Raw genomic sequence first — 13,523 nt, forward strand, 5'->3', positions numbered from 1 at the left:
AGAAACGGCGTGGCCTCCCTGGCCTGCAATGCCCGGCAGAAGAAAGTGCAACCGCGCGCGAAGACCGGGTCAGAGGCCCTGCATCATCTTGCGCACACCGGCCACATGCCGCCGGCTGACGATCAGCGCATCACCATTGAGGCCTTTGAGAAATAGCTGGAAATGCCCCAGCGGCGTGCGTTGCAGACGCTCGATACGGTCGCGGGCGACCAGCGCGTTACGGTGGATGCGCACGAAACGCTCGCCGAATTCGTCTTCGAGGGCCTTGAGCGGCTCGTCCAGCAGCACCTCGCCACTTTCATGGCGCAGGGTCACGTACTTGTGATCAGCAATGAAATAGACCACCTGATCCAGCGGGATCAGTTCGATGCCTTTTCGGGTTCGGGCGCTGATATGACTGCGCGGGCCGTTGCCGCTTTCGGCGGCAGGCCGGGTCAGGGCCGAAAGTTGCGCCCGGTTGGGACGTTCAGCCCGCTTCAGGGCGTCATGCAGATGTTCGGTTCGCACGGGTTTCACCACATAGCCCACGGCGCTGGCCTGCAGGGCTTCCACGGCAAATTCATCGGGGCTGGTGCAAAACACCACGGCCGGCGGCGTTTCACGCTCGCACAGACGGGCAGCCACCTGCAGGCCATCGAGGCCCGGCATGCGGATATCGAGCAGCACGATATCCGGCTTGTGGCTGTCGATCAGCGCCAACGCCTCTTCGCCATTCGTGGCGCTGGGCTCCAGAACTGTATAACCCTCGAGCTCGCTCACCATTCGGCTGAGGCGCTCGCGAGCCAGTGGTTCGTCATCAACGATCAGGACATTCATATTGCGCTGGATTCCTGCGTGAGTCTCGCACAAGGATAGCGTAGACAGGTGAAGTGACGTCCGTCACCGCGATCCACGCTAAGACTAGCCCGAGCGCCAAAAAGTGCCGTACGTCGGCCAGCAATATTTGCCAGTGTCCGGGTCGTACTGCTCAAAGCCCGCTGTTTTCTGCGTTTTTCACGGGGTATGCCAAAGGACAAATCCACCCACCCCCTCTTCTTATAGTCGGCGTCCAGACCTTAGCGCGATCTGCAGTCGCGCCGACCCTTATGTCCAACTGTAGACGCTTGCCGGGCCGATATTGCTCAATCGAAAAATATCCTTGCGCAAATCCCTTGCAGACGGCGCCGACTATGAACGAGCAGATGAGAAAAAAACGTATCGACCGGTGTCAGCGACAGGATTGGCAACCCTGTTATTATCCGCGCCAGCGTTTCACGCCTTCTTTCTCCAAGCCGATACGAGCGAATTCATGAGCACTGACAAGACCAATCAGTCCTGGGGCGGCCGCTTCAGTGAACCCGTCGACGCCTTCGTCGCCCGCTTCACCGCCTCCGTCACTTTCGACCAGCGCCTGTATCGCCACGACATCATGGGCTCGATCGCCCACGCCACCATGCTGGCCAAGGTCGGCGTGCTGACGGATGCCGAGCGCGACAGCATCATCGATGGCCTGCAGACCATCCAGGGCGAAATCGAGGCCGGCCAGTTCGACTGGCGCGTCGACCTCGAAGACGTGCACATGAACATCGAAGCGCGCCTGACTGACCGCATCGGCATCACCGGCAAGAAACTGCACACCGGGCGCAGCCGTAACGATCAGGTCGCCACCGACATCCGCCTGTGGCTGCGTGACGAAATCGACCTGATCCTGGCCGAAATCACTCGCCTGCAAAAAGGCCTGCTGGAGCAGGCCGACCGTGAAGCGGCGAGCATCATGCCCGGCTTCACTCACCTGCAGACCGCACAACCGGTGACCTTCGGCCACCACATGCTGGCCTGGTTCGAAATGCTCAGCCGCGACTACGAGCGTCTGGTCGACTGCCGCAAGCGCACCAACCGCATGCCGCTGGGCAGCGCTGCGCTGGCCGGCACCACCTACCCGATCGACCGCGAATACACCGCGCAACTGCTGGGTTTCGATGCCGTCGGCGGTAACTCGCTGGACAACGTTTCCGATCGCGACTTCGCCATCGAATTCTGCTCGGCCGCGAGCATCGCGATGATGCACTTGTCGCGCTTCTCCGAAGAGCTGGTGCTGTGGACCAGCGCGCAATTCCAGTTCATCGATCTGCCGGATCGTTTCTGCACCGGCAGCTCGATCATGCCGCAAAAGAAAAACCCGGACGTGCCGGAGCTGGTACGCGGCAAGACCGGCCGGGTATTCGGCGCGCTGATGGGCCTGCTGACCCTGATGAAAGGCCAGCCATTGGCCTACAACAAGGACAATCAGGAAGACAAGGAACCGCTGTTCGACGCCGCCGACACCCTGCGCGATTCGCTGCGCGCCTTTGCCGACATGATCCCGGCGATCAAGCCGAAACACGCGATCATGCGTGAAGCGGCCCTGCGCGGTTTCTCCACCGCCACCGACCTGGCGGACTACCTGGTACGCCGTGGCCTGCCGTTCCGTGATTGCCACGAAATCGTCGGTCACGCGGTGAAATACGGCGTGGATACCGGCAAGGATCTGGCCGAGATGAGCCTGGAAGAATTGCGCCAGTTCAGCGACCAGATCGAGCAGGACGTGTTTGCCGTACTGACGCTGGAAGGCTCGGTGAATGCCCGTGACCACATCGGCGGGACTGCGCCGGCGCAGGTCAAGGCAGCGGTGGTTCGCGGTCAGACGTTGATCGCAAGCCGCTAAAAGCATCGCGGGCAAGCCCGCTCCCACAGGGTTCTTTGTTGGAACACGATTTTGTGTTCGACCCAAAGACCTGTGGGAGCTGGCTTGCCAGCGATTACCTATTTACAAACGCCGCAATATCACTTCTTGGCAGCGATCATCGCCAAAAACGCCGGCATCGCCGCCTCTTTGTCCGCAGCAATCTTCTGCACATGCGGATTCTGCTCAAGCTGCTCCAGCAGCGCCTTGGCTTTCGGCATCTCCGCCAGCCAATCGATCCCGAACAGTTTTTGCCCGACCGCACAGGCCAGCGGCACGCTGTACAGAAAGTACAGATCCGCAATGCTCAGGCTGTCGCCCGCCACGTACGGCGCGAACTTGCCGTGTCGGCCCAGTGCCGCAAAACCCAGCAACAGCTCGGCTTTGGTTTTCTCCTTGATCGCGTCAGGCACCGGCGAGCCGAAGAAGGCCTCGCCATAACAGGCGCGACCCGGCAGCTCGATGTACAGCTCGATTTCCTTGGCAATCGCCAACACCTGCGCTCGCTCGAATGGATCGCTCGGTAACAGCGGCGTACCTTTCTGGGTCTGCTCAAGGTATTCGAGGATGATCGCGGTTTCGTTAATAAATCCGGCATCGACACCGAGTACCGGCACTTTGCCGCGCGGGCTGATCGCCAGCGACTCCGGGGTCTGCGTCGGGTAGAAGGTGACTTCTTCGAACGCCAGGCCTTTTTCCAGCAGTGCCAGTTTGACCATGTTGTAGTAGTTGCTGACAGCGAATCCATAGAGCTTGAACATCACATAGCCTCCAGGCCGTGCGGGGTGGGCAGGCACTGTTTATAGATCGCCCGTCACGATCCTGCCAGCAGCATCACGCCGCTGAATGCGGGTAAACTGGCGCCTTTCCTTGAGGAGCCTGCCATGAGCGAGCCGACAGACATCGACAACGACGAAGAAGAGTTCACCGAGGCGACGTTGATCGAAGCCATCGAGAACCAGATCGAAAGCGACAACCCGCCAGCCGCCAAGGCGACCTTCAACAAGTTGACCCTGGTGGGTGTCGAGCGCGAAGAGATCCTCAATCTGATGGCGCACGTGCTGGCCTATGAGATTGACGCGATGCTCGACGAAGACCGCGCGTTCGATACCGAGTGGTATGAAACCGCACTGCGTGCGCTGCCCGAGCTGCCACCGGAAAAGCAGTAAGCAAAACACAGCCCCTTGTGGGAGCGAGCAGGCTCGCTCCCACACAATTTGTCACCCATCCATCCAGCCATCTCTCCGGCCCCGACTACACTGGAATCCGCCTCAAGACAAAATCCCTGATCTGAGCACTGGACATGCCGCAAAAGCGGGTTCACCTTAGGGACGCTGTCGTCCAATTCCTAGAAAGTCTGGAGTCCTTATGTCGCTTACCCCTGAGTTGGTTGCCGAACTGGAAGTCCTCGCACTCTTCAACCTGGACAGTTCCCAGGAAGGTTTGAAAATTCATCAGACCGCTGCCCCGAAACACATTGCCGCCGCCAAACGCCTCTTCGAAAAAGAACTCACCGACCAGCCCGATGGCGGGTATCTGACCAGCCTGGGTCGCGATGCCGCGCAAAATGTGCAAACCGTGCTGACCATTCTGAGAGAGCAGGAAACCGCCTGATCCCCCCTTCTTTTGCCCACGGGAACTCCTGCCACGGGATTTCCGCGGGCCTGCCCGGCCCTCGCGCTAAAAATCTGACGTCAAAAAACAAATTCAGCTTAAAAGTCCCGCCGTGCAAAGGCTAAACTGCCTCCCATTCCGAGACCCTCTTCGTCCGAGCCCACGAGCCGGTTTGAGCTGACATGACGCGCACCCATGAAATCCGCCCCGATCTGGACGAAGGCATCGACCGCAAGGTACTCAGCCAGCTGCGCGCGCGTTTTCTCAAGCTCAATGAAGGTCGCCTTGGCCGGGCACTCGAAGGGCTGTCGACCCGCCAGCAAGGCGTGCTGACCCTGCTGCCGCTGTTCTTCCACGTCAATCATCCGCTGCTGCCGGGCTATGTGTCCGGCAGCACGCCAGCCGGGCTGTCCAACTATGAACCGGACGCCATCGCCCTCGCCGAAGCACAACGCCTGACTCGCTCGTTCTCCTACAAACCACGCCACGGCAGCAACCCGCCACGGCCGATTCACGGGCTGTTCCTGATGGGCAGCCTCGGCACCCTGGCCCAGGCCGATCAGAGCGACATGGACGTGTGGGTCTGCCATGCGCCGGATCTGGGCGAAAGCGAGATCGCCGAGCTGCGCAAAAAATGCCAGCTGCTCGAAGCCTGGGCCGCGACCCAGGGCGCCGAGGCGCACTTCTTTCTGATCGACCCGGTGCGTTTCGTCACAGGCGAACGCGACAGCCAGCTCAGCTCCGAAAATTGCGGCAGCACTCAGCACTATCTGCTGCTGGACGAGTTTTATCGCACCGCGATCTGGCTGGGCGGACGCACGCCGATCTGGTGGCTGGTGCCGGTCTACGAAGAAAGTGCGTACGACTTGTACACCCACACTTTGCTGTCCAAGCGCTTCATCCGCGCCGACGAGACGCTGGATCTCGGGCATTTGGCGACGATTCCGCCGGGCGAGTTCATCGGCGCCGGCCTGTGGCAACTGTTCAAGGGCATTGAGTCGCCCTACAAATCGGTACTCAAATTGTTGCTGACCGAGGTCTACGCCAGCGAACACCCGAAAGTGCAGTGCTTGAGCCTGCGTTACAAGCAGGCCGTGTTTGCCAATCAACTGGATCTGGATGAGCTGGATCCGTACATGGTCGTGTACCGACGCATCGAAGAGTACCTGACCGCCCGCAACGAGCCGGAGCGGCTGGAGCTGGTACGACGCGCGTTGTACCTCAAGGTCAACCGCAAGCTCACTGGCAGCAGCCGCACCCAGAGCTGGCAGCGCTCGCTGCTGGAGCGCCTGGCGCACGAATGGCATTGGGATCAGCGCCAACTGGCCTTGCTCGACAGCCGCAGCCAGTGGAAAGTCCGCCAGGTCAGCGCTGAACGCCGCGCCCTGGTCAATGAGCTGAATTACAGCTACCGCTTCCTGACCCAGTTTGCCCGCAGCGAACAGACCGTCAGCCTGATCAACAAGCGCGACCTGAACGTGCTTGGCCGTCGCCTGTACGCCGCGTTCGAGCGCAAGGCCGACAAGGTCGAATTCATCAATCCCGGCATCGCCCCGGACCTGGCCGAAGACACCCTGACCCTGGTGCAGTCGCCGAACAAGAAAGAGCCCGGGCAAACCCAGTGGGGCTTGTACAACGGCAGCCTGAACGCCCTGGAATGGGAGCACTTTGCGCCGATCAAGCGCAGCCGCGAGTTGCTCGAGCTGCTGACCTGGTGCCATCGCAACGGCGTGATCGACAGCAGCACGCGCCTGGCCCTTCATCCCGGCACCAGCGACATGAGCGAGTTCGAGTTGTTCAACTTGCTCGGCAGCCTGCAGCAGTGCATCGCCCTGCCCCTGCCAACCGTTGCAGAAGAGCCGCTGCTGCGCGCCGCGATGCCGAGCGAGGTGCTGATACTGGTCAACGTCGGTGTCGACCCGCTCAAGCATCATCGCGACCTGAACATCCTGATGACCACCGAGCGCACCGATTCGTTGAGTTACGCCGGGGTGCGCGAAAACCTTGTATTGACCCTCGATCAGGTCACGCTCAACAGCTGGAACGAAGTGCTGGTCAACCGCTTCGACGGTCCCCACGCATTGCTAGATTGCCTGCGCGACTACCTCAACAACCTGCCGCGCGGCCCGCAGCAGCCGTCATTGAAAGTGCGCTGCTTCTGCCACAACCGCGCACAGTTCATTGCCCGGCGCGTCGAAGAAGTCATCGATACTGCGCAGACTCTGCTGCTCAGCGAGCTCAACCACCGCTACCTGATTCAGGTGCAACAGCACTATCACGTGCTGGAACTGGTGCCGGGCCAGGTCAATCATGTCGCGCTCGCCACCCTGCCGGCGCTGCTCGATTATCTGGGTGAAGAACAGCCGCGCTATAGCCCGCTGCACCTGGATCCGATGGCGCTGGAGGATCATGACCTCGCGCTGATTCTGCCCATGGGCCAGCCGGAGGCGATTCAGGTGTTCTACCGGATTACCGAACAGCAGGCCGAGTCGTACGTGCTGGATGAGTTCAACGCGCTGTGGCAACAGCATCTGCCGTACCACGACGAACAGAGCCTGCTGGTGCCGCTGCAGCGATTCCTGCAATCGATCCAGTACCGGCGAGAAGCACTGTTGCCGATGGACGGCAGCCCGGCGATCAGCCTCGAAACCTTGTATTACCAGTTATTGCCTTCAGGCCCGGGGCGCGCGCGCCGGGTCGAAGCACGGCCGGCGCCGCAAACCCCGGTGAACAAACCGTTCTACGATGTGCAGGCAATCATTGGCAAAGCCGCACCGGGCGAAGTGCAGGTCACCCTGTATTGCAATCAACGAGAATTCAGCGAGCTCGAACATGGCGACCAGCTGTTTAGCGTGGTCGCCCGGGAGATCGTCGAACAGCGCCGCGAAACCGAGCGCTATCGCTGCTACATCACCGACCTGGACCTCTCGGGCCTGCTTGGTGACGGGCAGAGTTCAAGCAATCTGTATTTGCGCTACAAGGCCGACCTGGAGCGCGCCCTGAACGAGGCGCTCGAACAGATCTGAGGCGGGGTCACTCGCGGAAATCACCGCCGTTGGCCGGTTGCGACTCGACTTCCAGCAAAGTCAGTTTCAGGGTCTTGCCACCCGGCGCGGGCCAGTCGATGTGCTGACCGACCTTCAGGCCCAGCAGCGCGCTGCCGACCGGTGCGAGGATCGAGATCTTGCCTTCGTCAGCATTGGCATCCTTGGGATAGACCAGCGTCAGGTGATAATCCTTGCCGCTGCCTTCTTCGCGGCAGTGCACGCGGGAATTCATCGTCACGACATCAGCGGGCACTTCATCGTGGCCGACCAGTGTATCGGCGCGGTCCAGTTCGGTTTGCAGCGCGATCACGCCCGGCAGCGTGTCATCCAGGCTGTCGATCAGGCGCTCCAGACGTTGTACGTCCAGACGGGTAAGGGTGATGGAAGGTGCGGTCATGATCCGGGCAGACTCCTTTCTTCTGCACACAAAAAAAGCAAAACCCCGCCAAAAAAGACGGGGTTTTCACCAGGCCTCGATGGGTTGAGGCGTGTTCGGACACTATCACAGCTCAAAAAATATACAAGCCACCCACCCGGCACCCCGCTAACCCTGTAGGAGCTGCCGCAGGCTGCGATCTTTGCTTTTCAAGGAGCAAGATCAAAAGATCGCAGCCTTCGGCAGCTCCTACAGGGAGGTGGTTCTGCGCCTGGCGGCCTGGGCAACAATCACCCGGCGGCGTTGATCGTCCGCCGAGCGCCATTCGCGAATATCCTCGACATGGCGGAAGCAGCCAAGGCAAACCTTCTGCTCATCCAGCCGGCACACGCCGCTGCACGGTGACGGCACCGCAGGACTGACGTTGCTGTAGAGCGGCTTGGGTGGGCGCGGGGCAACCTCGGTCACGATCAGATCTCTTCGAAGTCCAGCTCGAGGCCGGTCTGGTCCTGAACGCAACGAGCCAGTACTTCACCGAGCAGTTCTTCAGACTTCTCGCAGCTCCATTTGCCCGACTCTTCGTCGTAGTCGAAATGGAATCCACCGGAACGCGCCGCCAGCCACAGCTGACGCAGCGGCTCCTGGCGACTGATGATCAACTGGCTGCCGTTATCGAACTTGATGGTCATCATGCCGGCCGTGATCTCGATATCGTCGGCATGATCCTCCAGCAACTCTTCCAACGCCTGCTGGGTGGCATCGACCAGATCGTGGAAACGCGCTTCGGACAAACTCATTGTGGCAACCTCAAAAAATGTCGGGTCAGGCTCAAGCGCCGCAAGATACGGACGCTGCCGGCCGATTGCAAAGATTAACGACCAAGCACCATTTCCCATCCAGCGCTCCCGCAGGAATTGCCAGTATCCAGAGAGCCCCGCCGGACGGGAACCCCCTCGCATAGGCAAGCTGCCGGGTGGCCGGTATACTCCGGCGCAATTAACGCATTTTCAAGGATTTCGCCATGAAGCGCCTGATCTCTTCCCTTGCTGCGCTCGTCGCGGTTGCCTGCCTCGTTTCGGCCTGTGGTCAAAAAGGCCCGCTGTACCTGCCGGATGACGATCAGGACCCGGCCGAGCAAGCCCAGTCTTCGCAAAAGCAGCCGTCCAAAGCACACAAGCACGACGTTTACCAATAAGGGATCGCCATGGACGCTTTTAACTACCGTGGCGGGGAACTGTTCGCGGAAGGTGTGGCGCTGTCCGCCATCGCCGACCGCTTCGGCACGCCCACCTATGTCTACTCGCGTGCGCACATCGAAGCCCAGTATCTGGCCTACGCCGATGCCTTGGCGGGCATGCCGCACCTGGTCTGCTACGCCGTAAAGGCTAATTCCAACCTCGGCGTGCTGAATGTCCTGGCCCGTCTCGGCGCCGGTTTCGACATCGTTTCCCGTGGCGAACTGGAGCGTGTGCTGGCCGCTGGCGGCAGCGCCGACAAGATCGTCTTCTCCGGTGTCGGCAAGACCCGTGACGACATGCGTCGCGCGCTGGAAGTCGGCGTGCACTGCTTCAACGTCGAATCCACCGACGAGCTGGAGCGCCTGCAAGTGGTGGCCGCCGAGCTGGGCGTTCGCGCGCCGATCTCGTTGCGCGTCAACCCGGACGTCGATGCCGGCACCCACCCGTACATTTCCACCGGTCTCAAAGAGAACAAGTTCGGCATCGCGATCGCCGACGCCGAAGATGTGTACGTGCGTGCCGCGCACCTGCCGAACCTGGAAGTGATCGGTGTCGATTGCCACATCGGCTCGCAACTGACCAGCCTGCCACCGTTCCTCGATGCCCTCGACCGTCTGCTCGATCTGGTCGATCGCCTCGGCGATTGCGGCATCCACCTGCGCCACATCGATCTCGGTGGCGGCCTGGGCGTGCGTTATCGCGATGAAGAGCCGCCACTGGCCGGCGACTACATCAAGGCTGTGCGCGAGCGTTTGAATGGTCGTGATCTGGCATTGGTGTTCGAGCCGGGCCGCTTCATCGTCGCCAACGCCGGCGTGCTGCTGACCCAGGTCGAATACCTCAAGCACACCGAACACAAGGATTTCGCCATCGTCGACGCGGCGATGAACGATCTGATCCGCCCGGCGCTGTATCAGGCCTGGATGGACGTCACCGCCGTCAAACCGCGTGACTCCGCTGCGCGCAAATACGACATCGTCGGCCCGATCTGCGAAACCGGCGATTTCCTCGCCAAGGATCGTGAGCTGGCGCTGGAAGAAGGCGACCTGCTGGCCGTGCATTCGGCCGGTGCCTATGGCTTTGTGATGAGTTCCAACTACAACACCCGCGGCCGTGCCGCTGAAGTGCTGGTAGACGGTGATCAGGTTTTGGAAGTGCGCCGCCGCGAAACCGTGGCTGAGCTGTTTGCCGGCGAAAGCCTGCTGCCGGAGTAACCCATGCTGCTGCGTTTTACCAAAATGCACGGCCTGGGCAATGACTTCATGGTTCTCGACCTGGTCAGCCAGCACGCGCATATTCAGCCCAAGCACGCCAAGCAATGGGGCGACCGGCACACCGGTATCGGTTTCGACCAGTTGCTGATTGTCGAAGCGCCGAGCAACCCGGACGTGGATTTCCGTTACCGGATCTTCAACTCCGATGGCTCGGAAGTGGAACAGTGCGGCAACGGTGCGCGCTGCTTCGCGCGTTTCGTGCTCGACAAACGCCTGACCGCCAAACGGCAGATTCGCGTCGAGACCAAGGGCGGCATCATCGAGCTGGATGTGCGTAACGACGGCCAGATCGGCGTGAACATGGGCGCACCACGCCTGGTGCCAGCGGACATTCCGTTCGACGCACCGGCGCAGGCGTCCAGCTATCAGCTGGAAGTCGACGGCACCACGGTCGAACTGGCCGCCGTGTCGATGGGTAACCCCCATGCGGTGCTGCGCGTGCAGGACATCAATACCGCACCGGTGCATGAACTGGGACCGAAAATCGAACACCATCCGCGCTTTCCGGCACGGGTCAACGTCGGTTTCATCCAGGTCATCGACCGCCACCGCGCGCAATTGCGCGTCTGGGAACGCGGCGCCGGGGAGACCCAGGCCTGCGGCACCGGGGCTTGCGCTGCGGCTGTCGCGGCTATCAGCCAGGGGTGGATGGATTCGCCGCTGTTGATCGACCTGCCCGGCGGGCGTCTGTCCATTGAATGGGCAGGCCCTGGCCAGCCAGTGCTGATGACCGGCCCGGCAGTGCGTGTATACGAAGGACAAGTGCGTCTTTGAGTGAGCAGAAGCCATGACCGATAAGCCTCAGGTACCCGCCCGACAGTCCGACGAATCAGCGTCCGAGAGCCTGGAGGCGGCAGCGGTTGCCGCATACCTGGAGGCTCATCCGGACTTCTTCGTCGAGCACGAAGAACTGCTGCCCGCCTTGCGCATTCCCCACCAGCGCGGTGACACCGTATCGCTGGTCGAACGGCAGATGAGCATTTTGCGCGACCGCAACATCGAGATGCGTCATCGCCTCTCGCATTTGATGGACGTCGCCCGCGACAACGACCGGCTGTTCGACAAGACCCGGCGCCTGATTCTGTCGCTGATGGACGCGGCCAGCCTGGAAGACGTGGTGATCAGTGTCGAAGACAGTCTGCGCCAGGACTTTCAGGTGCCCTTTGTCAGCCTGATCCTGCTCGGCGACAACCCGGTACCGGTTGGCCGCTGGGTGACTCATGCCGACGCGCAAACCGCGATCGGCGGTCTGCTCACCGAAGGCAAGAGCGTCAGCGGCACTCTGCGTGAACATGAGCTGGACTTCCTGTTCGGCGAAGAGCAGCGCAAGCAGATCGGCTCCACCGCCGTGGTCGCCGTCAGCCACCAAGGCATCCACGGTATTCTGGCCATCGCCAGCCGCGATCCGCAGCACTACAAGAGTTCCGTCGGCACGCTGTTTCTCAGCTACATCGCCGAAGTCATGGGCCGCGTGCTGCCACGGGTCAACAGCTCCTTGCGCTCGGTACGCTGAACATGGAACGACAACTGGACGCTTACTGCGAACACCTGCGCAGTGAGCGACAGGTGTCGCCGCACACCCTGTCGGCCTACCGCCGCGACCTCGATAAAGTCCTCGGCTGGTGCATCAAGCAGAACATCGGCAGTTGGGCGGCGCTGGATATTCAGCGTCTGCGCAGCCTGATTGCCCGGCTGCATGCTCAGGGACAATCCTCGCGCAGCCTTGCCCGTCTGCTCTCGGCGGTGCGCGGGCTCTATCACTATCTGAATCGCGAAGGCCTGTGCGACCACGACCCGGCGACCGGACTGGCGCCGCCGAAAGGCGAACGGCGCCTGCCGAAAACCCTCGACACCGACCGTGCTTTGCAACTGCTGGAAGGTGCGGTCGAGGACGATTTTCTCGCCCGTCGCGATCAAGCGATTCTCGAACTGTTCTACTCCTCGGGCCTGCGCCTGTCCGAACTGACCGGGCTCAACCTCGATCAGCTGGATCTGGCCGACGGCATGGTTCAGGTGCTCGGCAAGGGCAGCAAGACCCGCCTGCTGCCGGTCGGCAAAAAGGCTCGCGAAGCACTGGAGCAATGGCTGCCGCTGCGGGCCATGACCAACCCGGCCGACGACGCTGTGTTCGTCAGCCAGCAAGGCCGGCGCCTCGGCCCTCGGGCGATTCAGGTGCGAGTGAAACTGGCCGGCGAACGTGAACTGGGGCAGAACCTGCACCCGCACATGCTGCGGCACTCCTTCGCCAGCCACTTGCTGGAATCCTCGCAGGACCTGCGCGCGGTGCAGGAACTGCTCGGCCACTCGGACATCAAGACCACGCAGATCTACACCCACCTGGACTTCCAGCACCTGGCGGCGGTCTACGACAGCGCCCACCCCCGGGCCAAACGCAGCAAAGGCGACGATTCATGAACATCCAGTTGATCACCTTCGACCTCGACGACACCCTGTGGGACACCGCCCCGGTGATCGTCAGCGCCGAAGCGGTATTGCGCGAATGGCTGAGCGAACACGCACCGAACCTGGGCGCGGTGCCGGTGGAGCATCTGTGGGCGATTCGCGAGCGGGTGCTGACCCGCGAACCGGGCCTCAAGCACCGCATCAGCGCGCTGCGCCGGCGGGTGCTGTTCCACGCACTGGAAGACGCCGGGTACGCCCACGGCGAAGCTTCGGATCTGGCCGACAAAAGTTTTGAAGTGTTCCTGCAGGCACGGCACCAGATCACGGTATTTCCCGAGGTCGAACCCACCCTGGAAATCCTCGCCAACCACTACGCCCTCGGCGTGGTCACGAATGGCAATGCCGACGTACGCCGCCTCGGGCTCGCCGATTACTTCAAGTTTGCGTTGTGCGCCGAAGACATCGGTATCGCCAAGCCGGATGCGCGGCTGTTTCACGAGGCGTTGCAGCGTGGTGGTGCCACAGCCGAAACCGCCGTACATATCGGCGATCACCCAGGCGATGACATTGCCGGCGCGCAGCAAGCGGGCATGCGCGCGATCTGGTTCAACCCGACGGGCAAGGTCTGGGAAGCCGAGCGACAGCCGGATGCTGAAATCCGTAACCTCACGGATCTGCCAGCAGTGCTCGCCCGCTGGAATGCCACCGCCTGCTGACACACAACCGCTTTTTTGTGGTGAGGGGATTTATCCCCGATCGGTTGCGCAGCAGCCGTGAAGTCATCTTGCGCGGTGTGTCAGGACTGTGGGGCGTGCTGCATCAGGGGCCGCTTCGCGACCCATCGGGGATAAATCCCCTCACCACAAGGCT

15 protein-coding genes and 1 pseudogene are annotated in these 13,523 nt (G+C 61.5%); 10 read left to right on the plus strand and 6 right to left on the minus strand.

Annotated features, from left to right (window positions below; translation table 11 throughout):
* Nucleotides 1–69: 69 nt before the first annotated feature.
* Together AC193Q_RS19210 and AC193Q_RS19215 are read right to left on the minus strand one after the other, a co-directional pair.
* A complete protein-coding gene (locus AC193Q_RS19210; protein WP_041072003.1) occupies nt 70–816 on the minus strand; it encodes a LytR/AlgR family response regulator transcription factor in 747 nt (248 codons plus the stop codon).
* Nucleotides 813–953: pseudogene (locus AC193Q_RS19215) on the minus strand (sensor histidine kinase); the annotation flags it as partial. The gene AC193Q_RS19210 and the pseudogene AC193Q_RS19215, both read right to left, overlap by 4 nt.
* 335 nt (nt 954–1,288) lie before the next feature.
* Here AC193Q_RS19215 and argH point away from each other — a divergent pair.
* The gene (argH, locus tag AC193Q_RS19220) at nt 1,289–2,683 is read left to right on the plus strand and encodes an argininosuccinate lyase (RefSeq protein WP_047297255.1); all 1,395 of its coding nucleotides are present in this window, start codon (nt 1,289–1,291) and stop codon (nt 2,681–2,683) included.
* 119 nt (nt 2,684–2,802) lie between these two features.
* Here argH and AC193Q_RS19225 read toward each other — a convergent pair whose 3' ends face one another.
* Nucleotides 2,803–3,462, minus strand: a complete 660-nt coding sequence (locus AC193Q_RS19225; RefSeq protein ID WP_121182594.1) for a glutathione S-transferase family protein — start codon at nt 3,460–3,462, stop codon at nt 2,803–2,805.
* Between the two features lie 123 nt (nt 3,463–3,585).
* On the opposite strand from AC193Q_RS19225, the gene AC193Q_RS19230 reads away from it, so the two are divergent.
* From AC193Q_RS19230 to AC193Q_RS19240, 3 genes are all read left to right on the plus strand, one after another.
* Nucleotides 3,586–3,870: a hypothetical protein gene (locus AC193Q_RS19230; protein ID WP_007964529.1), complete on the plus strand. Its 285-nt coding sequence runs from the start codon at nt 3,586–3,588 to the stop codon at nt 3,868–3,870.
* Between the two features lie 199 nt (nt 3,871–4,069).
* The gene (locus tag AC193Q_RS19235; RefSeq protein ID WP_003229392.1) at nt 4,070–4,315 is read left to right on the plus strand and encodes a TIGR02647 family protein; all 246 of its coding nucleotides are present in this window, start codon (nt 4,070–4,072) and stop codon (nt 4,313–4,315) included.
* A 182-nt stretch (nt 4,316–4,497) separates the two neighbouring features.
* Nucleotides 4,498–7,341 (plus strand): class I adenylate cyclase, encoded by a 2,844-nt coding sequence (locus AC193Q_RS19240; protein ID WP_121182596.1) that lies wholly within the window; start codon nt 4,498–4,500, stop codon nt 7,339–7,341.
* Nucleotides 7,342–7,348: 7 nt separating this feature from the next.
* On the opposite strand, the gene rnk is transcribed toward AC193Q_RS19240, so the two are convergent.
* The 3 genes from rnk to cyaY form a co-directional block, all read right to left on the minus strand.
* Nucleotides 7,349–7,759 carry a nucleoside diphosphate kinase regulator gene (rnk, locus tag AC193Q_RS19245; RefSeq protein WP_103521296.1) on the minus strand — a complete coding sequence of 137 codons (411 nt, stop codon included), beginning with the start codon at nt 7,757–7,759 and terminating at the stop codon, nt 7,349–7,351.
* 228 nt (nt 7,760–7,987) lie between these two features.
* Nucleotides 7,988–8,206 (minus strand): DUF1289 domain-containing protein, encoded by a 219-nt coding sequence (locus AC193Q_RS19250; protein ID WP_047297259.1) that lies wholly within the window; start codon nt 8,204–8,206, stop codon nt 7,988–7,990.
* A gap of 2 nt (nt 8,207–8,208) precedes the next feature.
* Nucleotides 8,209–8,535: an iron donor protein CyaY gene (gene cyaY, locus AC193Q_RS19255; RefSeq protein WP_041071991.1), complete on the minus strand. Its 327-nt coding sequence runs from the start codon at nt 8,533–8,535 to the stop codon at nt 8,209–8,211.
* A 224-nt stretch (nt 8,536–8,759) separates the two neighbouring features.
* Here cyaY and lptM point away from each other — a divergent pair, with 224 nt between their 5' ends.
* From lptM to AC193Q_RS19285, 6 genes are read left to right on the plus strand one after another with little or no spacing between them, the layout of a single operon-like run.
* Entirely contained in the window at nt 8,760–8,933 is a 174-nt protein-coding gene (gene lptM, locus AC193Q_RS19260) for an LPS translocon maturation chaperone LptM (protein ID WP_007911098.1), read from the plus strand.
* A 9-nt stretch (nt 8,934–8,942) separates the two neighbouring features.
* Nucleotides 8,943–10,190 carry a diaminopimelate decarboxylase gene (gene lysA / locus AC193Q_RS19265; RefSeq protein WP_047297260.1) on the plus strand — a complete coding sequence of 416 codons (1,248 nt, stop codon included), beginning with the start codon at nt 8,943–8,945 and terminating at the stop codon, nt 10,188–10,190.
* Nucleotides 10,191–10,193: 3 nt separating this feature from the next.
* Nucleotides 10,194–11,024, plus strand: a complete 831-nt coding sequence (dapF, locus tag AC193Q_RS19270; RefSeq protein ID WP_095668029.1) for a diaminopimelate epimerase — start codon at nt 10,194–10,196, stop codon at nt 11,022–11,024.
* 13 nt (nt 11,025–11,037) lie between these two features.
* On the plus strand, nt 11,038–11,763 hold the full coding sequence (locus AC193Q_RS19275; protein ID WP_121182598.1) for a DUF484 family protein: 726 nt from the start codon (nt 11,038–11,040) through the stop codon (nt 11,761–11,763).
* 2 nt (nt 11,764–11,765) lie between these two features.
* Nucleotides 11,766–12,665 (plus strand): tyrosine recombinase XerC, encoded by a 900-nt coding sequence (gene xerC / locus AC193Q_RS19280; protein ID WP_041071985.1) that lies wholly within the window; start codon nt 11,766–11,768, stop codon nt 12,663–12,665.
* Nucleotides 12,662–13,369, plus strand: coding sequence for an HAD-IA family hydrolase (locus AC193Q_RS19285; RefSeq protein ID WP_121182600.1), 708 nt, complete (start codon nt 12,662–12,664; stop codon nt 13,367–13,369). The genes xerC and AC193Q_RS19285 overlap by 4 nt, the downstream gene beginning before the upstream one ends.
* The last annotated feature ends 154 nt before the right edge of the window (nt 13,370–13,523 follow it).

This window comes from Pseudomonas sp. F2, from assembly GCF_057174385.1.

Coding starts and splice junctions, on each gene's coding strand:
- AC193Q_RS19285 (WP_121182600.1), top strand. CDS start 12,662: ATGAACATCCAGTTGATCACCTTCGACCTCGACGACACCCTGTGGGAC.
- AC193Q_RS19275 (WP_121182598.1), top strand. CDS start 11,038: ATGACCGATAAGCCTCAGGTACCCGCCCGACAGTCCGACGAATCAGCG.
- cyaY (WP_041071991.1), bottom strand. CDS start 8,535: ATGAGTTTGTCCGAAGCGCGTTTCCACGATCTGGTCGATGCCACCCAG.
- lptM (WP_007911098.1), top strand. CDS start 8,760: ATGAAGCGCCTGATCTCTTCCCTTGCTGCGCTCGTCGCGGTTGCCTGC.
- argH (WP_047297255.1), top strand. CDS start 1,289: ATGAGCACTGACAAGACCAATCAGTCCTGGGGCGGCCGCTTCAGTGAA.
- AC193Q_RS19225 (WP_121182594.1), bottom strand. CDS start 3,462: ATGTTCAAGCTCTATGGATTCGCTGTCAGCAACTACTACAACATGGTC.
- rnk (WP_103521296.1), bottom strand. CDS start 7,759: ATGACCGCACCTTCCATCACCCTTACCCGTCTGGACGTACAACGTCTG.
- AC193Q_RS19210 (WP_041072003.1), bottom strand. CDS start 816: ATGAATGTCCTGATCGTTGATGACGAACCACTGGCTCGCGAGCGCCTC.
- xerC (WP_041071985.1), top strand. CDS start 11,766: ATGGAACGACAACTGGACGCTTACTGCGAACACCTGCGCAGTGAGCGA.
- dapF (WP_095668029.1), top strand. CDS start 10,194: ATGCTGCTGCGTTTTACCAAAATGCACGGCCTGGGCAATGACTTCATG.
- AC193Q_RS19230 (WP_007964529.1), top strand. CDS start 3,586: ATGAGCGAGCCGACAGACATCGACAACGACGAAGAAGAGTTCACCGAG.
- lysA (WP_047297260.1), top strand. CDS start 8,943: ATGGACGCTTTTAACTACCGTGGCGGGGAACTGTTCGCGGAAGGTGTG.
- AC193Q_RS19240 (WP_121182596.1), top strand. CDS start 4,498: ATGACGCGCACCCATGAAATCCGCCCCGATCTGGACGAAGGCATCGAC.
- AC193Q_RS19235 (WP_003229392.1), top strand. CDS start 4,070: ATGTCGCTTACCCCTGAGTTGGTTGCCGAACTGGAAGTCCTCGCACTC.